Annotated in this window: 25 protein-coding genes and 1 rRNA gene; 23 read left to right on the top strand and 3 right to left on the bottom strand. The window is 55.7% G+C overall.

Annotated elements, in window-relative coordinates:
• Positions 1–417 precede the first annotated feature (417 nt).
• From ACQGQ5_RS08400 to aroF, 5 genes are all read left to right on the top strand, one after another.
• Positions 418–837 carry a hypothetical protein gene (locus ACQGQ5_RS08400; RefSeq protein WP_455736077.1) on the top strand — a complete coding sequence of 140 codons (420 nt, stop codon included), beginning with the start codon at positions 418–420 and terminating at the stop codon, positions 835–837.
• Positions 838–877: 40 nt separating this feature from the next.
• Positions 878–1,597 (top strand): ABC transporter ATP-binding protein, encoded by a 720-nt coding sequence (locus ACQGQ5_RS08395; protein ID WP_455736076.1) that lies wholly within the window; start codon positions 878–880, stop codon positions 1,595–1,597.
• The gene (locus tag ACQGQ5_RS08390; RefSeq protein WP_455736075.1) at positions 1,594–3,210 is read left to right on the top strand and encodes a putative ABC exporter domain-containing protein; all 1,617 of its coding nucleotides are present in this window, start codon (positions 1,594–1,596) and stop codon (positions 3,208–3,210) included. Before ACQGQ5_RS08395 ends, ACQGQ5_RS08390 begins: the two co-directional genes overlap by 4 nt.
• Positions 3,211–3,380: 170 nt before the next feature.
• Positions 3,381–3,497: ribosomal RNA gene (gene rrf / locus ACQGQ5_RS08385) — 5S ribosomal RNA — on the top strand.
• A gap of 165 nt (positions 3,498–3,662) precedes the next feature.
• Positions 3,663–4,679, top strand: coding sequence for a 3-deoxy-7-phosphoheptulonate synthase (gene aroF, locus ACQGQ5_RS08380; RefSeq protein ID WP_455736074.1), 1,017 nt, complete (start codon positions 3,663–3,665; stop codon positions 4,677–4,679).
• Between the two features lie 44 nt (positions 4,680–4,723).
• On the opposite strand, the gene ACQGQ5_RS08375 is transcribed toward aroF, so the two are convergent.
• Positions 4,724–4,885 carry a hypothetical protein gene (locus ACQGQ5_RS08375; protein WP_455736073.1) on the bottom strand — a complete coding sequence of 54 codons (162 nt, stop codon included), beginning with the start codon at positions 4,883–4,885 and terminating at the stop codon, positions 4,724–4,726.
• 90 nt (positions 4,886–4,975) lie between these two features.
• Between ACQGQ5_RS08375 and ACQGQ5_RS08370 the strand changes: the two genes are divergently transcribed.
• Positions 4,976–5,203 carry a helix-turn-helix transcriptional regulator gene (locus ACQGQ5_RS08370; protein ID WP_455736072.1) on the top strand — a complete coding sequence of 76 codons (228 nt, stop codon included), beginning with the start codon at positions 4,976–4,978 and terminating at the stop codon, positions 5,201–5,203.
• 9 nt (positions 5,204–5,212) lie between these two features.
• Positions 5,213–5,440 (top strand): helix-turn-helix domain-containing protein, encoded by a 228-nt coding sequence (locus ACQGQ5_RS08365; RefSeq protein WP_455736071.1) that lies wholly within the window; start codon positions 5,213–5,215, stop codon positions 5,438–5,440.
• A gap of 146 nt (positions 5,441–5,586) precedes the next feature.
• Here ACQGQ5_RS08365 and ACQGQ5_RS08360 read toward each other — a convergent pair whose 3' ends face one another.
• Positions 5,587–6,135 (bottom strand): biotin transporter BioY, encoded by a 549-nt coding sequence (locus ACQGQ5_RS08360; protein ID WP_455736070.1) that lies wholly within the window; start codon positions 6,133–6,135, stop codon positions 5,587–5,589.
• A 349-nt stretch (positions 6,136–6,484) separates the two neighbouring features.
• On the opposite strand from ACQGQ5_RS08360, the gene rplM reads away from it, so the two are divergent.
• The 11 genes from rplM (at position 6,485) to ACQGQ5_RS08305 (ending at position 14,956) form a co-directional block, all read left to right on the top strand.
• Complete coding sequence (gene rplM, locus ACQGQ5_RS08355) at positions 6,485–6,913, top strand: 50S ribosomal protein L13 (RefSeq protein ID WP_455736069.1); 429 nt, start codon at positions 6,485–6,487, stop codon at positions 6,911–6,913.
• Between the two features lie 15 nt (positions 6,914–6,928).
• A complete protein-coding gene (gene rpsI, locus ACQGQ5_RS08350; RefSeq protein WP_455736068.1) occupies positions 6,929–7,330 on the top strand; it encodes a 30S ribosomal protein S9 in 402 nt (133 codons plus the stop codon).
• Between the two features lie 207 nt (positions 7,331–7,537).
• The gene (locus ACQGQ5_RS08345; RefSeq protein ID WP_455736067.1) at positions 7,538–8,185 is read left to right on the top strand and encodes a pentapeptide repeat-containing protein; all 648 of its coding nucleotides are present in this window, start codon (positions 7,538–7,540) and stop codon (positions 8,183–8,185) included.
• 626 nt (positions 8,186–8,811) lie between these two features.
• Positions 8,812–10,032 carry a ubiquitin-like domain-containing protein gene (locus ACQGQ5_RS08340; protein ID WP_455736066.1) on the top strand — a complete coding sequence of 407 codons (1,221 nt, stop codon included), beginning with the start codon at positions 8,812–8,814 and terminating at the stop codon, positions 10,030–10,032.
• Between the two features lie 158 nt (positions 10,033–10,190).
• Entirely contained in the window at positions 10,191–10,493 is a 303-nt protein-coding gene (locus ACQGQ5_RS08335; RefSeq protein ID WP_455736065.1) for a hypothetical protein, read from the top strand.
• A gap of 62 nt (positions 10,494–10,555) precedes the next feature.
• Positions 10,556–10,849, top strand: coding sequence for a hypothetical protein (locus ACQGQ5_RS08330; RefSeq protein ID WP_455736064.1), 294 nt, complete (start codon positions 10,556–10,558; stop codon positions 10,847–10,849).
• A gap of 219 nt (positions 10,850–11,068) precedes the next feature.
• A complete protein-coding gene (gene rpe / locus ACQGQ5_RS08325; protein ID WP_455736063.1) occupies positions 11,069–11,713 on the top strand; it encodes a ribulose-phosphate 3-epimerase in 645 nt (214 codons plus the stop codon).
• 16 nt (positions 11,714–11,729) lie between these two features.
• On the top strand, positions 11,730–12,758 hold the full coding sequence (locus ACQGQ5_RS08320) for a 4Fe-4S dicluster domain-containing protein (RefSeq protein ID WP_455736062.1): 1,029 nt from the start codon (positions 11,730–11,732) through the stop codon (positions 12,756–12,758).
• Complete coding sequence (locus tag ACQGQ5_RS08315; protein WP_455736061.1) at positions 12,755–13,732, top strand: RnfABCDGE type electron transport complex subunit D; 978 nt, start codon at positions 12,755–12,757, stop codon at positions 13,730–13,732. The genes ACQGQ5_RS08320 and ACQGQ5_RS08315 overlap by 4 nt, the downstream gene beginning before the upstream one ends.
• The gene (locus ACQGQ5_RS08310; protein WP_455736060.1) at positions 13,722–14,369 is read left to right on the top strand and encodes an Rnf-Nqr domain containing protein; all 648 of its coding nucleotides are present in this window, start codon (positions 13,722–13,724) and stop codon (positions 14,367–14,369) included. The genes ACQGQ5_RS08315 and ACQGQ5_RS08310 overlap by 11 nt, the downstream gene beginning before the upstream one ends.
• The gene (locus ACQGQ5_RS08305) at positions 14,366–14,956 is read left to right on the top strand and encodes an Rnf-Nqr domain containing protein (RefSeq protein ID WP_455736059.1); all 591 of its coding nucleotides are present in this window, start codon (positions 14,366–14,368) and stop codon (positions 14,954–14,956) included. The genes ACQGQ5_RS08310 and ACQGQ5_RS08305 overlap by 4 nt, the downstream gene beginning before the upstream one ends.
• 84 nt (positions 14,957–15,040) lie before the next feature.
• Here the strand turns inward: ACQGQ5_RS08305 and ACQGQ5_RS08300 are convergent, their stop codons facing one another.
• Positions 15,041–15,493 carry a hypothetical protein gene (locus ACQGQ5_RS08300; RefSeq protein ID WP_455736058.1) on the bottom strand — a complete coding sequence of 151 codons (453 nt, stop codon included), beginning with the start codon at positions 15,491–15,493 and terminating at the stop codon, positions 15,041–15,043.
• Positions 15,494–15,718: 225 nt separating this feature from the next.
• Here ACQGQ5_RS08300 and ACQGQ5_RS08295 point away from each other — a divergent pair, with 225 nt between their 5' ends.
• The 5 genes from ACQGQ5_RS08295 to ACQGQ5_RS08275 all read left to right on the top strand — a co-directional run bounded on the left by ACQGQ5_RS08295 (position 15,719) and on the right by ACQGQ5_RS08275 (position 18,544).
• On the top strand, positions 15,719–16,255 hold the full coding sequence (locus ACQGQ5_RS08295; RefSeq protein WP_275714623.1) for a stage V sporulation T C-terminal domain-containing protein: 537 nt from the start codon (positions 15,719–15,721) through the stop codon (positions 16,253–16,255).
• Positions 16,256–16,378: 123 nt separating this feature from the next.
• Positions 16,379–16,879, top strand: a complete 501-nt coding sequence (locus ACQGQ5_RS08290; protein ID WP_455736057.1) for a ribosome maturation factor RimP — start codon at positions 16,379–16,381, stop codon at positions 16,877–16,879.
• On the top strand, positions 16,876–17,934 hold the full coding sequence (nusA, locus tag ACQGQ5_RS08285; RefSeq protein WP_455736056.1) for a transcription termination factor NusA: 1,059 nt from the start codon (positions 16,876–16,878) through the stop codon (positions 17,932–17,934). The genes ACQGQ5_RS08290 and nusA overlap by 4 nt, the downstream gene beginning before the upstream one ends.
• 27 nt (positions 17,935–17,961) lie before the next feature.
• On the top strand, positions 17,962–18,231 hold the full coding sequence (gene rnpM, locus ACQGQ5_RS08280) for an RNase P modulator RnpM (protein ID WP_455736055.1): 270 nt from the start codon (positions 17,962–17,964) through the stop codon (positions 18,229–18,231).
• A complete protein-coding gene (locus ACQGQ5_RS08275; RefSeq protein WP_455736054.1) occupies positions 18,224–18,544 on the top strand; it encodes a L7Ae/L30e/S12e/Gadd45 family ribosomal protein in 321 nt (106 codons plus the stop codon). Before rnpM ends, ACQGQ5_RS08275 begins: the two co-directional genes overlap by 8 nt.
• Positions 18,545–18,550: the final 6 nt, after the last annotated feature.

Below are 18,550 nucleotides of genomic sequence, written 5' to 3'. Positions count from 1 at the left end.
CTAATAGGCCGAGGGCTTGACCATATTTTTCTTGGCAACCCTCTATTTCAAACTTCTGCTTCCTTCCCTTTATTCAGTTTTCAGTGTACAAAAGTGTCTGAAAAGGAACGTCAGCGCAGGTATTTGCTTTCCGCTATGATCGCCGGAGGCGCGTGCCGGCTGCGAAGTCCGATTTCAGTGTAATAATATGCATAAAATGTAAGACCTATCATTCAGATGGGTCTTTTTTTTACGTTTTTGACAGCCTTATTTGTCTGGAAATGATTTCCGCAAGGAGATCAAAGGGCATATGGGGTTGACTTTTTGTGAATTTTCCCGTACCATTGTATTCGTCTTTTAATACAGGCTAAAGGCGGAAACCGCCGATATGAACGGAGGGATATAACAGTGGCATCTGTCAGCATTGGAGTCTTTTTTTTGATGATACTTGTCAGCCTGCCTGCGCTTGCCGCACGCGTGCTTTTCGCTTTGGCCGCCTACAGCGACGCCTGCGCGAAAGCGAATCCGGACGCGCTGATGTGGGGCCTTCTGATCGGATTTTTGGGCCTGATTCCGGGCGTTGTCTATCTTTGTATCCGAAATTCCTCAAGAAACTATCTCGTATGCCCCAACTGCGGTTTCAGGCATTATTTTTATGACGCGGTCTGCCCGCGGTGCGGAGCGCCGAACCAACCCCAACAGAATAGAAATCCGCTGGCGGGAGAGCAGGCCCGCCGCGCAAAGCTTTTCCTCACCATCGCCGTTGCGCTGACGGGCGTGACCATTCTTGCCGTTATGGTGTTCACGGTCTTTGTGGTGAGCGTCTCTTCTTTCGGAGGGAATGCGTTTTATTATTAACGAACGGATAAAATCGCGAATAGAAGCTTGGAGGACAGCAATGCTTGAAGTTTTAGACTTAACAAAGAAATACAGAAATACATTGGCGAACGACCATTTGAATTTTCGGGTGGATCCGGGCGAAATCGCGGTGATGATCGGCCCCAACGGCGCGGGAAAATCAACGGCGATCAAGTGCATCGCGGGGCTGCTGCGCTTTAACGGGAATATCGCCGTTTGCGGATATCCGAATAAAACCGTGGAGGCGAAGCGGAATTTCGGCTATATTCCGGAAATACCGGCGCCGATCGAAACGCTGACTGTTTACGAGCATCTGGAATTTATCGCGCGTGCGTATAAGGTGGAGGACTGGAAGGAGAAAGCCAGGACGCTGCTGGAACGCATGGAGCTGGACGATAAGCGCAAAAAGCTGGGCAAGGAGCTGAGCAAGGGAATGCAGCAGAAGCTCAGCATCTGCTGCGCGCTGCTCCCGGAGCCAAAGGTGGTCCTGATGGACGAGCCCCTGATCGGATTGGACCCCCACGCGATCAAGGAGCTGAAAACCATGCTGACGGAGCTGCGGGAAAAAGGCTGCGCCGTTCTGGTCAGCACGCACATGCTGGACAGTGTGCGGGACTTTTGGGATAAGGCCCTGATTATGATGGACGGAAAAATCGCCGCGGTCCGCACCCGCGCGGAAATAGAGAGCACCGGCGAGGATCTGGAACAGCTGTTCTTTTCCATTACGGAAGGCGCGCAGACGGGTGGGGACGCGCGATGAGAGCGATACTGTATTTAGTCCGGAAGGAAATCAAAAACGCCGTGATGGACCTGCTGCACCACCCGGCAAGGCTGATTCTGTATCTGTTTCTGGCGGTAATTCTGGGGCTCAACTTATTAAACGGAACGGAACGGGAAGTCCGCGCGCCCGGAGGCTACCTGGACATCGGGATCCTGCACGGGGTTTACTTTGTCATCCTCTTTTTGATTACAGTACCCAGCGTGCTGAGCGGGCTGAAAAGCGGGGCTACGTTTTTCAGAATGTCCGATGTGAATTTCCTGTTTGTTTCGCCTGTTTCCCCTAAAAAAATACTTGCCTACGGCCTTGTCAAGCAGATGGCCTCCGGCATTTTCATGATGGTTTTTCTGATGTTTTACGCCGGAATGGCGATTGACCTGTTCGGGATTACGGTCTGGCAGATGGTCGCGCTGGTGGCCGGGATCGCGCTGATGGTGTTCACCATTCAGCTGATTACCCTTTTGGTTTACAGCTATTCGAGCGGACGCCCGGAGCGCACAGGATGGATTAAAACGGTGCTGTACGCGGAAATCGCGATGATGGCGGCGTTTGCCCTGAGCAATTTTTGGTTCCACGGCGCCAGCCAGCAGTCGCTTTTCGCCGCGCTGGCCTCGCCGTATCTGGAATTCGCGCCGGTTGTCGGATGGATCAAGGGCATGGTGTTCGCCATCATGAACGGGGACACCATGCGCGCCGCCGTATTCGCGGCTTTGAACGCGGCAGCGGCTGCGGGGAGCGTCCTTCTGTTCGCCAAAAGCGATTCGGATTATTATGAGGATGTGCTCCAGACCACCGAAAGCACGTTTGAATTGAAGCAGTCGATGAAAAACGGAAAGTCGGCGGGAATCCGCGGCCTGAACACCCAGCCCCGTAGGGTGACGGATACCGGCATCTGGCACGGTTGGGGAGCCAGCGTCTTTTTCTTCAAGCATATCCGTGAAATGAAACGCAAAAACCGTATCCCGTTCCTCCGTACCACCAGCATCGTGCTGCTGGTGATCAATGTGATTCTGGCGCTCGTGCTCAGGGCGATCACCGGCGGAGAGGGGGACGACGGGATGCCCAGCGGCGTCATTCTGGCGATCGCGCTGAGTATGAGCAGCTATATTCAGTTTTTTTTCAATGCCGCCGGCGACTGGACGCTGGAGTTGATGAAGCCGTATATTTACCTGGTACCGGAAAAACCGTTCGCAAAGCTGTTCTGGGCCAGCCTGACGACGCTTCTGACGCCGGTTGTGGACGGCGCGATCATCTTTGCCGTGCTCGGCGTTCTGCTGCGCGCGAATCCGGTTACCGCGCTCGTCTGTATGCTGCTCTATGCTTCCATGGGCTTTATTTTTACCGCGGGAAATATCCTTTCCCAGCGGATATTCGGCCAGCTGGTGAATAAGGGCTTGCTGATGTTCGCCTATATGCTGATGCTGATTGTCCTTCTGCTTCCGGGAGCGGGGATCAGCCTTGCGCTTTATCTCCTTGTTGAAAATATCCCCCTGACGCTGCTGGGGCTGCCGGTTTTTATCAGCAATGTGCTGGTATCCGTCGGGATTTTCGCCGCCTGCCGCAATATGTTGAGTTCCGCCGAAATGAACAGTTAAGCTTGTAAAAGCCTTAAAAATCGTGCTTTCGGTGCATAAGAGCCAGAAAAACCGCCCAAAATAGGATCGAGTTTACTCCCATGTAACAAAAAATTAAATTATTTTTAAAAAACACTTGCATTTTGTCGGAGATGGTGGTATTATTATCAAGTCGTCACGAGAACTGAAAAGTTGGTGCTGATGACGGTGAGGGTCCACCCGTTCCCATCCCGAACACGGAAGTTAAGCTCACTGGTGCCGAAGATACTTGGCTGGTAACGGCCCGGGACAATAGGAAAGTGCCAACATGATAAAGCAGTCACCCAATAGGGTGGCTGTTTTTTATGCTCGGGGATTCCGGGCTTGCAATTCTCCCCCAAAAAAGGTATAATGATTTTAACAGTTTAAAGCATAAAGTTATGAAAGCGCATTACGGAAGGATTTTCCATAACGCGGAAAAAGGGTATGAAATCATGATTATTGTAATGAAAAACGGATCCACGAAGCAGGACGTGGACAAGGTCGTAAAGGCCCTGAAGGAACACGGCCTTGGCGCGAACCTTTCCACCGGTTCCCAGGTGACGATCGTCGGCGTGCTGGGCGATAAGACGAAGCTCGGCGGATTTGATTTCGAGCTGATGGACTGCGTTGAAAAATGCGTCCCCATCATGCATTCCTACAAGCTGGCCAGCCGGGAGATGTGCCCGGACGGACGCGTGGTACAGGTGGGGGAAGAGGTCATCGGCAGGAAGAAGCTGGTGATGATGGCCGGCCCCTGCGCGGTGGAAAACGAGGACCAGATCACACAGGCGGCCGTTGGCGTAAAGGCTGCGGGCGCCCGTTTTCTGCGCGGCGGCGCTTACAAGCCCAGAACCTCCCCTTATTCGTTTCAGGGGTTGGAGGAGGAAGGCCTGAAGCTGATGCGGAAAGCCGCGGACGCCTGCGGGCTGAAGGTAGTCAGCGAGATCGTGGCGCACGATCAGATCGACACCGCGGGAAAATACTGCGATATGCTGCAGATCGGCGCGCGGAACATGCAGAACTTCCGTCTGCTGCGCGAAGTGGGCCGCTCTAAGATCCCCGTGCTGCTCAAGCGCGGAATTTCCTCGACCGTGGAGGAATGGCTGGACGCCGCGGAGTACATTATGAGCGAGGGCAACTACAACGTCGTGCTTTGCGAGCGCGGCATCCGCACCTTTGAGACCGCGACGCGCAATACGCTGGACGTTTCCGCCGTGTCGGTGGTCAAGGAGCGCAGCAGCCTGCCGATTATTATCGACCCGTCCCACGCGGCGGGAAAATCAAAGTATATTACGTCCCTGTCGCTCGCGGGAATCGCTGCGGGCGCCGACGGGCTGATTATAGAAGTGCATCCCAACCCCAAGGCCGCGATGAGCGACGCCGCGCAGCAGCTCACCCCGGAGGCTTACGCAGCCCTGTTTCAGAAGGTGGGCGCGCTCGCGCAGGTCATAGGAAGAGAAATGCAATAGCAGTTTTAAGAGGCCGAGTGATTCGGTCTCTTTTTTATGATAAGTTAATCTTTATGCTTCGGATAAATCCGCAGCGCGGAAATCGGAGACTCCGGTTCCTTTTCCAGAAAAAGGGCTTCCGCTGCTTTCTGGGCGTCCTGCAAATCGCGGACAACGTCGGTTATACGGTTAAATAAGAGATAATACATTTCCCGATAAGGTTCCATTTTTATCACCTCAATCTTATTTTGCCAGAATTTCTGCCAAAAGTCAATGGCAGAAATTCTGGCATTTATAATCAGGTTGGGGTGAGAATATTGATTTATAATAAAATTAGAGAGTTGAGAGAAGACCGGGACTGGACACAGCAGCATGTTGCCGATTTGCTCTTTATCAATCGGAGGACTTATTCCGCCTATGAGAACGGAATCAACGCGATGTCCCCCGAAATACTGATTAAATTGTCTGAAATATACCAAACCAGCGTGGACTATCTTTTGGGCCTGACGGAAAAAATCGAACCTTATCCCAGAAAAGGGAAATAAGGAATTTATATGTACAGAAGAATTCGTGAATTAAGAACAGACCATGATTTGTCGCAAACACAATTTGCTCAAATACTGGGGATGTCGCAGACCGGCTACTCAAAATATGAAACAGGCGAAAACGATATTCCAACCGGAATTCTGATCGCGATCGCAAATTACTATCGCACAAGCGTGGATTATCTTTTGGGCCTTACCGATGAAAAAAAGCCCTATCCGAAGAAAAGGGCTTTATAACTGGTCTTATTCTGCTCGCGGGCCGGGAGGGTCCGCGCCGGAAGGAGTTTGCGTATTGTTTCCTTGCTCTCATGAGAGCGTCGCCGTAGGCGCTTGCCGACCGCATGGTCCCGTAGGCGCGTCCTGGACCGGCAGGTCCAAACTGTTTATACAAGTTGTATTAGATTTGCTTTTGTCAACGATTTGTTGATCGCCGGGGTAAGTAAAACAGAAGCGGAGACCTTGATCAGGTCGAAAGGAATGAACGGGAAAACCGTGGCGGAGAGGGATTTGAGCCAGCTGACGTGCCCTGCGAACACGTAGAACAGGGAGCCGCACAGGTAGCACACGGCAAGGGCGGCGAGCATGGCCGGGACGCAGGAGGCAAGCGTCTTTTTCTTCAGGAGCTCCAGAATCCACGCGGTCAGAAAGGCCATCAGCGGATAGGCGATGAGGAATCCGCCCGTCGGCCCGAAAAGCACGCCCGGCCCGCCTTTGAACCCGGCGAATACCGGCAGGCCGACGGCGCCGATCAGAAGATAGACCAGCTGGGAGTATACGGCGTACCGCTTCGGCAGAATCGCGCCCGAAAGATAGACCGGCACAAGGGAAAGCGAAAGCGGAACCGGCGTGAAGGACAGCGGAAGGATCAGCTGCGCGAACAGGATGGTAAGCGCGGTAAACAACGCGGTCAAAGTCAGCTGCTTTGTTTTCATAAGCATCTCCCGTATCAATTCATTTGTTTTCAGTATAGGCAGAATTTGTTGTATTGTCAACCTGAAATTTAATTATATGGTTGACAATATAGGCGAAAGCGCACCTGAAAAGTGAAATGGCGGGGGAGTGACAAGGAGGAACAGGCCAAAAACAGGTGAAAACAGGAGGAAACCATCAACTAAATTAAAATAATCGCATTTTGCTCTTGACACGGCGGCCTTCCTGTGGTAGTATCATACATGCAATTCCTTTGCGCCGTTTTCCGGTGCGCTTTTTTAAGAAAGGCAGCCCTGCCAAAAGGGCGGGGTTTTGTGATATTTTCAGATAAAAATTCAGGAGGTATAAGCTATGTCCACCTATATGCCGAAGGCCGGCGAAGTTGAGCGCAAGTGGTATGTGCTCGACGCAGCAGGCAAACCGCTGGGCCGCGTCGCCAAACAGGCCGCCGTCCTGCTCCGCGGAAAACACAAAGTAACCTTTGCCCCGCACGTTGACTGCGGCGACCATGTGATCATCATCAACTGCAAAGACGCCGTGCTGACCGGAAAGAAACTGGAAAAGAAATATTATTATCACCACACCGGTTATATCGGACATTTAAAGGCTGTCAGATACGACACCCTTATGAGTGAAAAGCCCTGCAAGGCGATGGAGCTTGCCGTAAAAGGCATGATCCCCAGCACCACGATCGGCCGTGCCGCCATGGCCAGACTTCGTCTGTTTGAGGGCGCGGAACACATTCACGCCGCTCAAAAGCCGCAGGCTTGGGAACTGTAAGGGAGGAGGATTAATATGTACGAGAAAGCACCATATTTTTATGGAACCGGCAGAAGAAAAAGCTCCGTTGCCCGCGTAAGAGTTTACCAGGGCACCGGTAAAGTGACCATCAACGACAGAAGCATCGACGATTATTTCGGACTTGACACCCTCAAGCTGATCGTCCGCCAGCCGTTGGTTCTTACCAATACAAATGAGAAATTCGACGTTGTTTGCCGCGTAGCCGGCGGCGGCGTAACCGGCCAGGCCGGCGCAATCCGCCACGGCATCGCCAGAGCGCTGCTCCAGTATGATTCCGAGAATCTGCGTTCCACGCTGAAGAAGGCCGGATTCCTGACCCGCGACCCGAGAATGAAGGAGCGCAAGAAGTACGGCCTCAAAGCAGCCCGCCGCGCACCCCAGTTCTCAAAGAGATAATTTTTTCAATTTTACCCGCACGGGATACACCGTGCGGGTTTTCCCTGTTTCAGGGGGGTGCGCTCCGTCGAATCAAAGGTCCCCGCGGTTTGTCTGCGGGGGCTTTCCTGTTATTACGGATGACGGCGCTGAACGGGCCGGCCGCCCGGGGAACGGAGGGAATGAATATCTCCGGAATAAAAAATTCACAGGAGGGAAGAAAACGAAATGATAAAAACGGAAGAACCGAAGCTTCCGGAGCAGCTGACGGAATCGGAGACCCTGGAGGAAGCCGTTCGGCAGGCACAGGAGGAAGAGAGGGACGTGAAGGGTTACCGTTTCCGGAACGCGGCGCAAAACGGCACGGCGGCCTGCGGCGCCGACATTCTGGGCTGCTTTTTCGAGAACTGCCGCCTGGCTGAAAGCGGGTTTGGCGGCCTGTATTTTGCGGATGCTGTTTTCAGCGGCTGCGATCTTTCCAACGCCGACTTTTCCAGGTGCCTGCTGCGCAGGGTACGGTTTGAAAATTGCAGGATGCTGGGCGTCAATTTTTCAGAATCCTCTTTTGAAAGCGTCGCCATGGAAAAATGCATCTGCACCTATGGAAATTTATCCTCGGCGAAAATGAAGGGGTGCCGCTTTGAGGAAAGCGATTTTTCAAACGCGAGCTTTCAGCTGTGCGCCTTCAAGTCGGCCGGGTTTCAGAAATGCGATCTGACCCGGTCGGAATTTCTTCACGCACCGCTCAAAGGGATCGATTTTACAACCTGTGAAATCGCGGGGATCCTGCTCTCCGGGCCGGAGCTGCGGGGGGCGGTCGTCACTGCGGAACAGGCCTGCGGCCTGTCGAGATACTTAGGATTGATCGTACGGTAAAAGGAGCTCCGGATGACCGGAGCCCCTTTCATTATATATAGCGTTTTTCCGGCGAAGTTCGCGCTCTTTTTGGACAGCCTTCATATACTATATATAGTGTGGCTGCGCTGCGCTTTCCGGCGCCGGATTCAGGCAGCGAAAAGGAACGAAAACCGGTTTTTTCAGGCTTGGGCCGCTTTTCGGCGGAAAAGCGGAATCGTATCAAAAATGACGGATTTTGATACAGTGTTCAAAACAGCAAAAACGCAGGCGCAGAGCCGCTGATTTTAACCGATCGTCCGGAAAAACGGCGAAAAACCCCAATCCTCTACAGTGTAAACAACGCTGTAATATTTGTAACAAGTTTGTAACTTTGATTTTCTTGCATTTTGCACAGAAAAGAGTTTCTTTGGCAGCGCAAGAAAAGGAATATTTGTGCGGACACAGAAAATTAAGGTGAAATTTTCGAATATTCGCTGAAAAGGCTTTGTGCAATATCTACAAATTTGCGACCAATGATAATTTGACAATTATGCATTAGGTGAATATAATTACGCCATTAGATAGATGCTCTAAAAACTGACGCTCGGCAAGGTGGTGGGCAAGGCCCGTATTTACCCCGCCGAAGCAGGGAAAAGGGTGGACAAATGCAATTTTTCACACGAAATACGGTCGGGCTGCAAAACTCGATGAAAAGAGTGGTTGCTCTGGCCATGATGCTTGTGATTACAGTCAGTTCCGTTATCACAGTGGCGGCGGTAACGCGCAACGCGGTGGTCGATTATAACGGAGAAAAAAGATCCGTACAGCTGTACAGGGATGGGACAGATGAAATTCTTGCCGCGGCAGACGTCAAGCCCGGCGAAAACGATATTGTTGAACGCAGTCCCGAACCGACCCCGGACGGGAAAATCCTCATTACTGTGAGAACCGCGTTTCAGGCGGATGTCAGCGCGGACGGCGATGTAAAAACCGTTACGCTGCACTACGGCGATACGGTGGCAAAGGCGCTGTCCGCGGCGGCGGTAACGCTGAAAGCAAGCGATGTGGTTACTCCGAAACCGGCTGAAAAGGTCACGCCGGAAACGGATATCCGGGTAAGAAGAAACTTTACCGTCAGCATGACCGCGGACGGGCAGACGAAATCCGTGCTCGTCGGCGAAGGCACCGTCGCCCAGGCGCTTGACGAAGCCGGGGTTTCCCTCGGCGCGGAGGACCTTGTCAATGTGGAGAGGAACGCCCCGGTCAGCGAAGGAATGGAAATTTCCGTCTCAAGGGTGACCTATAAGGAGGTTACCAGCATCCAGCCGGTCGCGTTCAAGAACAAAAACGAAAACAGCGCCAGTCTTTATAAGGGGCAGATCAAGGTCAAGACTTCCGGCAAAGCCGGCAGCCAGTCCGTGGTTACCCGCCAGAAGCTGGTGGAAGGAAAGGTTGCCGCCAGCGAGGTCGTCAGCACCACCGTGGTGGAACAGCCGGTCGATCAGGTGACCGTGGTCGGAACAAAGAAAAAGGCGGCGGGCGCCGCCGTGATCAACGGCGACGGAACGGTCACTGACCAGAACGGAAAGACCATTTCCTATAAGAAATATGTTACCGGAAAATGCACCGGCTACACCGGCGGGGGAAGGACCTCGACCGGGCGGGCGGCGGCGTTCGGTCTGGTCGCGGTCAATCCGAAGATCATCCCCTACGGCAGCAGGCTTTATATCTGCTCCCCGGACGGCAAGGTCGTTTACGGCTACGCCATTGCGGCGGATACCGGCGGCGGGGTAATGGACGGGCGCATTGTCGCAGACCTGTACTTCAACACGGTCGGGCAGTGCCGGCAGTTCGGAAACCGCAGGATGAATATTTATGTTCTGTAATACAGGGAGCGGGGCAACCCGCTCCTTTTTGCTGTCCCGCGGATGTCCCCGCGCAAAACTTTTTGAAAAAGAAAGCTTGCATTCAATAGAACATATGTGTTATTATAAGGACAACAAATAGAACATATGAACGGTTTTGGGGCCGGGAGGGTAAAACGATGAATCTTTTAACGGGAACGATCATGCTGCTGGCGGCGGGTGTCATGGCCAGAAAATTCAGGCCGCGGACGCAGTCCGGCCGCGCGCTGCTGGGGATGACCGCGGCGATGGGGCTGCTCTCTCTTCTCTCCGGTGAGGGGAACCGGCTGTTCCAGACCGTCCAGTTTGTTCTGCAGGCCGTCGTGGCCTTCTGCTGCTTTTTGCAGCTCAGGCGGGAGGCCGCCGTGCGCCGCCGCCGGGTGCACAGGCATCCCCAGCGTGCGCAGGGCAGGCTGCGCGGGGCCGAGAAAACCTGCGCGTAGCGATTGACAGAAGCCCCGATTCATATTATGATAAAATATCATAACAGCGGGGAGCGGTTGATTTGCCTTACGTATATGCGGCGATGTGGGTTGCCGCCGGTTTGATCCTGATTTTCCGGATGGGCCGGGAAAACCGTGTTTTTTACGCGCTGGGCGCGTTCTTTCTCCTTCTGGGCGGATGGTGGTTTGCGGACGCCGCCCTCGCGGTCAACCCGTTTGCCGGGGCCTGGGGCTGGGTGCTGCGCGGGCTTACCGCGGCGGCGCTGGTGCTTGCCTGTGTGGTCTACTACAGGGAAAGCAGGAAAAGCGGGGAAGACGCCCCGGGGGACGACCCCTCCGGCCACGATGGGAAATAGCGGAAAAAGCTTCGCGGACGCGGAGCTTTTTTACTGCCAAAATGCGAATTCATGCATACAATAGAGTGCGGGGAAAATATTGAAACCGCTTTATTATAGATCGTCTGCCGGGAATCCGTTCCCGGCAGGCACTATAAAGTTTGAGGGAACCGGTTCTGAAACGTTGAAAAAACAATTTATTTAGGGTAGAATAAAGGAAAAAGCAATGGAGGAATCAATATGCTAATAGCACCTTCGGTGCTTTCCTCGGATTTTTCACAGCTTGGAAATGAAGTAAGGAGAATGGACCTCTGCGGCGCGGACTGGATCCATCTGGATGTAATGGATGGGCATTTTGTGCCAAACCTGACTTTCGGTGCGCCGGTGATCAGGGCCGTGCGCGGATTTACGGAGAAACCTTTTGACGTGCATCTGATGATCGATGAACCGCTCCGGTATGTCCCTGATTTTTTAGACGCCGGAGCGGATATCATTACTTTTCATATAGAATCGCAGTCCGACACGGAAAAAACGCTGGAAGCCATCCGCGCGGGCGGCGCGAAGCCGGCGCTGTCCGTGAAGCCCGGCACGCCCGCACAGGCGCTGTTCCCGTATCTGGACAAGCTGTACATGGTGCTTGTCATGACGGTGGAGCCGGGGTTCGGCGGCCAGAGCTTTATGGAGGACATGATGGAGAAGATCCGGGTCCTGAAAGCCCGCAGGCCGGAGCTGCTGATCCAGGTGGACGGCGGAATCAATCCCTCCACCATCCGGACGGCCGCACAGGCGGGCGCGGATGTGTGCGTGGCGGGGACAAGCGTCTTCAAGGCGGAGGATGCCGCACAGGCGATCAGGGATCTGAAAGCGGCGGCCGGGCAAAAATAGAAACGGGGGTGGCGGCGTGATACTGCAGCGCGGCGTAAAGCTGGAGCAGCAAAAATCAGCTTCGCTGAGACATAAAATAAAGGATCTTCCCGTTCCGGAGGGCATTGAGGAGCCGAGGCCGCTTCCGCCGCGGAAAGGGAAGCTTGACGCCGGCGGGATTATCGCCGCCGCCGAGGCCGCCGGGATCGTCGACGAGTTCGACGGCGCGGCGCTGGACAAGAAGCTGAGGCGGCTGCGCCGGCTGAAACCGGATATGCTCGTGGCCTGCTGCTTTGACGAGGACCCCTGTACGACAAGCGCCATGGCGGCGCTGCGGGAAAATACGCACGCGGTGATCGCCGGGCTGGTGCTTGCCGCGCGGGCGTGCGGCGCGGCGGAGAACAAAATCGCCGTGGCGGCTTCCCGGGAGGCGCGCCTGATCCGGAAGATCAACCCGCAGGCGGATCTGATCGCAGCGGGGGAACGGTACCCGGCGCGGGTGCTTCTGAAACGGAAGCTGTACGCCTCCGGAAAAAACGCCGCGTATGTCGGCGCGCAGGCGCTCCTGGCGCTGACCGCCGCCGTGGACGAAAACGAACCCCAGAGCTTTACCGTGGTGACGGTGGCGGGCGACGGGGTGGAGCACTGGCGGAATCTGCGGGTGCGTATCGGTACGCCGCTGAAATTTCTGCTGGACGCCTGTGAGGCGAGCGAAAAGACGAAGGTGGTCATTACCGGTTCTTCCGTTACGGGAAAAACCGTCACCGACCTCTCCGAGCCGGTCACGGCGGAGACGCGCTGTGTGATCGCGCTGCGAAAGCCCCCCAGAAACAAGACCTATCCCTGTATCGGCTGTGAGAAATGCGAGCGGGCGTGCCCGCGCGGCATTGTGCCGTGGAAGGTCCTGAGAGAGATACAAAGCGCCAGTCCGGACCCGGTCAGGATGCTGAACGTGCAGAAATGCATCGGCTGCTCGGCCTGCGCCGTCGCCTGCCCTTCCGGAATCGACCTGCCCGCCGCCGTTTCGAAGGCGGCGGCCTATAAGAAAAGCGGTGACTTCGATTGACGCTGCATGAAGCGAGAGCCCCTTTTGTAAAAAGCGAAGCCTCCGTAGCTTCCATGATGCGCGACGTGCTGTTCGCGCTTGCCATGCTGCTCGTTCTGCCCGTGGTGCACTACGGGCCGCGCCCGCTCGTGATGGCGGGCGTGACCATGCTGGCTTGTGCGGTCTGTGAGATTGCGTTCAGTCTGATCCAGACAAAGAGCATCAGCCTTTCCGACGGGTCCTCCCTTGTCACGGGGATGATGATCACCATGCTGATGCCGCTCAACGCTCCCCTGTGGCTGCCCTGTGCGGCGGCCGCCTTTGCGATTCTGGCCGCGAAGATGCCGTTCGGCTCCATCGGGCATACGCCGTTTAATCCGGCGGCGTCCGGCGTCGCCTTCGCCGTGCTGTGCTGGCCGAAGGAGATGTTTTCCTATTTCGATACGGCGGCCGCTCAGACGATTCCGCCGTATCAGGATTTTACCGCTGTGCTGGCCCCTTCGCCGGCCGCCGTTTTAAAAAGCGGGCTGAAGCCGGGTATCCTGCCGCTCGACATGCTGTGGGGCGTGTTTCCCGGCCCGCTGGGAACGACCGGAATTCTGGTGATCTGCGCCTGCGGGCTTTTCCTGTTCCTGAAACGCACGGCAAGATGGGAAATCACGGTTTCGTTTTTGGCCGCCGCCGTGCTGATCGCAGCGCTTTTTCCCAGAATCGCGTGCGGCCCGCTGACCTCTGTGAAGTACGAACTGATGTCGGGATCCCTGCTTTTCTGTTCCGTGTTCATGGTCACCGACCCGGTGACCGCCCCGCACAGGATACCGGGACGTATTTTTTACGGCGCCTTTGCCGGTTTTCTGGTGATGATGTTCCGGCGCTTCGGCGCGTTTGAACAGGGGGCCGTCTTCGCCGTCATCATTGCCAACGCCGCCGCCCCGCAGATTGATTCTCTGCTGCTGGGGGCGCTGAGACTGGGGGAGGAACCGTATGACGAATAAGAAAACCCTGCTGCGCGAAACGGGCACGATCTTTTTGAACGGGGCGTTTTTCAAAAATCCCGTTCTGGTCGGCGCGCTCGGGCTTTACCCCGTTGTTGCGGGCGGCTACAATATGAGGAACGCCGTTGAGCTGTCCCTCCTGTTCCTGTTCCTGACCCTGCCGCTGTCCCTTTTGCTCTGCCTGGTGGGGGAAATGATGCCCCTGTGGATCCGTCCGGGGCTGGTCCTGACGGTTTCCGCGGTTCTGTATCTGCCCGCCGCGTGGCTGACGGAAAAGCTGCTCCCCGGATCGGTGACCGCCCTGGGTATGTTCGCCGCTCTGATGATCGGCAACTCCATGCTCCTTTCCCGCGCGAACGATTACGCGCCCACCCATATCGGCTGGGCGGTGGCTGCGGACGCTCTGGGGTGCTCCGCCGGCTTCGCCGCGGTTATCTGCCTGAGCGCCGCTGTCCGGGAGCTCTGGCTCAAGGGCAGCCTGTGGCACACCAACATGGGGGTGTACGGCACCGCCGACGCGGGCGTTTCCCTGCCGTTTTTCGGCTTCATCCTGCTGGGGTTTTTCGCCGCGTTCGTCCAGTGGGTAAATGAAAAGCGCGGTAAAAAAGCCGGCAGAAGGAAGGTGCCCCGCATATGAACACCTTTGTACGGATGCTTTTGACCGCGCTTCTGGCGGTCAGCACGGAAAATATCCTGTTTGCCGGGGGCATCGGGTTCAGCCGCGTGCTCCGCGCGGGGCGCAGGCCGAAAATGCTCGGAATGTATTCCGCCTTCGTGACGGTCTTTACGCTGATTTCCATGGCTGCGGCTTATTTTCTCGGCCCGCTGCTTGCGGGCAGCCAGACGCTGATTGTCCTGCGGCCGGCCCTGCTGGCTTTTTGCAGCGCGGCGGCCTATCTGATCGCGGCGGCTGTCCTGAAAACCTTTTCCGCGCGGTTTTACAGGAAATACGGGCAGATTCTGGCCCCGGCGGCAATGAATACGGTCGTGCTCTCCATGCCGTACGTGCTGAAAAGCCTGAAGCTCGCTTTGCCGGACGCCGTCGGCTTTGCCCTCGGCACGGGCGCGGCGTTCTTTCTGGCCGCCCTCGTCTTTTCCCATACGCCGGAAATCTGCAGGAATCCGGACATGCCCAAAGCGTTCAGCGGGCTGCCCGCCGTGCTGATCTACGTCGGGATCCTGTCCATGGCCTTCGCGGGCTTTACCGGCGGAAAACTGTTTTAGATCCGTTGGGTTCAACACATCAGAAAGGCTCCCCTGACAAGCGCCGCGTCCGCGTCTGTCAGGGGAGCCTTATGGAAAGCAGGTTCAGTATTTGATCGCGCTGAAAAAATCGTCGATCTGGTTTTTATAGGTTGTGGTCGCCTTGCCGTACACAACGGTTTTATTCATCCGCACCAGAATATGGTTCAGCTCGCCGTTTACAAGGGTGTATTTATTATAGGAGGAGGAGTCGATGTTCTTCGCGTCGCCGTCCGTGCCGGAGGTAATGCTCGACTTAAGGTTCGTGTACATCTCCGTCGCGGCGCTTTCCGAGGAGAAGGAAAGAAACGCCAGCTCCGTGCCGGTCTCGCTTTTGACCGCGCTCAGGTATTTTTCCGCGTTTGCGCCGGCGGAGGAGTCCGTCACCGTAAACCCGGCCGCTTCCGCCTGCTTTTTAAATTCGTCCGCCGTAACCGGCGTGCGCGCCGAACAGCCCGCGAACGCGAACAGGGCCGCCGCCGCAAGGACCGCGGCGCATAATTTTATCAGCTTTTTCAATGTAAAACCTCCATTTATTCGGGAAAACTTAATATGAATTATTATAGTACGGGTTCCTTCCTTTTACAAGTATTACCGCATTTCCCCAAAACATAAACACGGACCGCGCGGCCCTCGGGAGCAAAAAGAAAAAATTTTCCCAAAATCATCCTTGTCAAATCCTGCATAGCAAAGAGATTCCTGCGGATAATAAGCACAGACAACACCGCACAGGAGGTAATAAAATTGAAAGCCACAGGAATAGTCAGAAGAATTGATGATTTAGGCCGCGTTGTCATCCCAAAGGAGATCCGCCGCACGCTTCGCATACGCGAGGGCGACGCGCTTGAAATTTTTACCGATACGCAGGGAGGGGTCATTTTTAAGAAATACTCGCCGGTGGGCGAGCTGTCCACCTTCGCCGGACAGTACGCGGATGTGCTGAGCAAAGCGATCAACGCGCCCGCCATTATCTGTGACCGCGACCATGTCGTCGCGGCGGCCGGCGTTTCGCGCAAGGAATTCCTGGAGCGCCGCGTGACCCCCGAGCTTGAGGAATGCATGCAGAGCCGCACGAACTTTATCAGCAAGGGAAAATCCGCGTTCCGGCCCGTGGAGGGCGTGGACAGGACGGCGGAAGTCGTTTATCCCATCATCGCTTCCAGCGACGTGACCGGAGCGGTGGTCCTGCTCGGAAACGACGGCGACGAGGTTCCCACGGAAAGCGAAACCAAGCTCGCGCAGGTCGCGGCGTCCTTCCTGGGAAAACAGATGGAGGAATAAGCGTATTATTCACTTTTCCCCTTGCATTCGTTGTTTTGTTGTGATATTATAAATAAGTAATATTATGAAGGATGAAAGAGTGGGGCGACCCGCTCTTTTGTTTGTATTATGAGGTGAACAGGGTTGGCTTATAAGAAAAAGAACGGAAATACCGTTGAGGCGGTATGGAAGCTTGCCGCGCCGATCGCGGCCGGGCTGGGGCTTTCCGTCTGGGACGTCCGCTTCCTGAAAGAGGGAGCCGACTGGTTTCTGAGGATTTTTATTGACAAAGAGGGCGGCGTGGGCATCGAGGACTGTGAAAAAATGAGCCGCGCGATCAACGGCCCGCTTGACGAACTCGACCCGATCGACCAGTCGTACTGCCTGGAGGTCTCCTCCCCGGGAATCGACCGGGAGCTTGTGCGAGGGGAGCATTTTCAGGCGTTTCTGGGTTCCGTGGTGCGCGTGAAGCTGATCCGCCCCCTGGAGGACGGGCGGCGCGAGCTGACCGCCGTACTGGAAGATTACGGGGAGAATACCATGGTCCTTCAGACGGAGGAAGGAGTAACGATTTCACTCGCCGCCAGGGATGCCTCGTCGGTGCGGCTGGTGGATGATGATATTGTTGGAGGTATTGAGGAATGAACAGCGAAGTTTTCGAGGCCCTTGCTCTGTTGGAAAAGGAAAGGGGGATCCCGGTCGACTTTATGCTCGACAGGATCAAAAAGGCGATTGTCACGGCCTGCAAAAACAGCTACGGCAACGAGGACTGTGTGATAAACATGGATTCGGCAAAAGGGACGTTCGAAGTTTATCTGCACAAGACCGTCGTTGAGGACATAAGCGACCAGGGAAAAGAGATCCTGTTGGAGGACGCGCGCAAAATCGACCCGAAAACAGGCGTCGGCGAAGTGGTCGGCGTTCAGCTGAACACCAAGGAATTCGGACGCATCGCGGCGCAGACCGCCCGCAACATCATCCGGCAGGGCATCCGCGACGGCGAGCGCGGCCAGATGCTGCAGGAGTTCCAGAGCAAGCATCAGGAGCTGGTCAGCGCTTTGGTGGAGCGGGTAGACCCCCGCACGGGCGCGGCGACGCTTCTGATCGGCAAGGCCGAGGCCGTTCTGCCCAAAAGCGAGCAGGTCGGCGACGAAAAGCTGACGGAGGGCAGCCACATCAAGGTGTACGTGGTCGACGTCAAGGAAACCGAGAAAGGCCCGCGCGCCATGATCAGCCGTGTCCACCCCGACCTGGTCAAAAGATTGTTTGAAACCGAGGTGCCCGAAATTTACGACGGCACGGTGGAGATAAAGGCGGTTTCCCGCGAAGCGGGGTCCCGCACAAAAATCGCGGTCCTGAGCCATAACCCGGACGTTGACGCCGTCGGCGCCTGCATCGGCTCCCGCGGCGCGCGCGTTTCCAATATCGTAAACGAGCTGGGCGGCGAAAAGATCGACATTGTGGAGTACAGCGAGGACCCGGCGCAGTTTATCGCCTCCGCGCTGTCGCCCGCGGACGTCCTTTCCGTCACCCCGGCACAGGACGGCTCCCACGCGTGCCGCGTGACCGTGCCGGACGGCCAGCTTTCCCTCGCGATCGGCAACAAGGGGCAGAACGCCCGCCTTGCCGCCAAGCTGACCGGCTGGAAGATAGACATCAAGCCGGAAAGCGGCTTCTTCGGCGAGGAAGAGCAGAAGTAAATTCTTTTGGAACAGGCGGTGTATGGGATGCATGAAAAAAAAGTACCGATGCGGATGTGCTCGGGGTGCGGAGAGATGAAACCGAAAAAAGAGCTTGTGCGGGTGGTAAAATCGCCCGAACAGGAAATTTCTCTTGATTTGACAGGACGCAGGCCGGGGCGCGGCGCATATGTGTGCAGGAGCATAGACTGCCTGAAAGCGGCGCGAAAGGCGAGAAGATTTGAAAAAGCCTTCTCCTGCAAAATCCCCGACGAGGTATTTGACCGTATGGAGGAGGAAATCAGCCGGAATGAATGAAAAAATCTTACATCTTCTCGGCATTGCCCGCCGGGCCGGAAGGCTTTCGCTCGGCAATGACGCGGCGATCGAATCGCTGAGAAGGGGAAGCGCCGCGCTGGTACTGCTGGCGGCGGACCTTTCCCCCCGAACCGCCGGAGGCGTCCGCCAGGCGGCCGGGGAAGCAGGAACCGCGGTGGTCACCTGCGGGGCGGGAATGGACGAAATCAGCATGGCTCTTGGAAAGCGAACCGGAGTTGTAGCGGTGAATGACGCAGGGTTCGCTAAAAAGCTGCTTGCGCTTTCCCGGGCACAGGCGGCCGGTACAGAGTAATGAGGA

The organism is Caproiciproducens sp. (assembly GCF_053840905.1).
The sequence above is the reverse complement of the archived record's forward strand: the minus strand, read 5'-3'. Positions and strand labels throughout refer to the sequence as shown.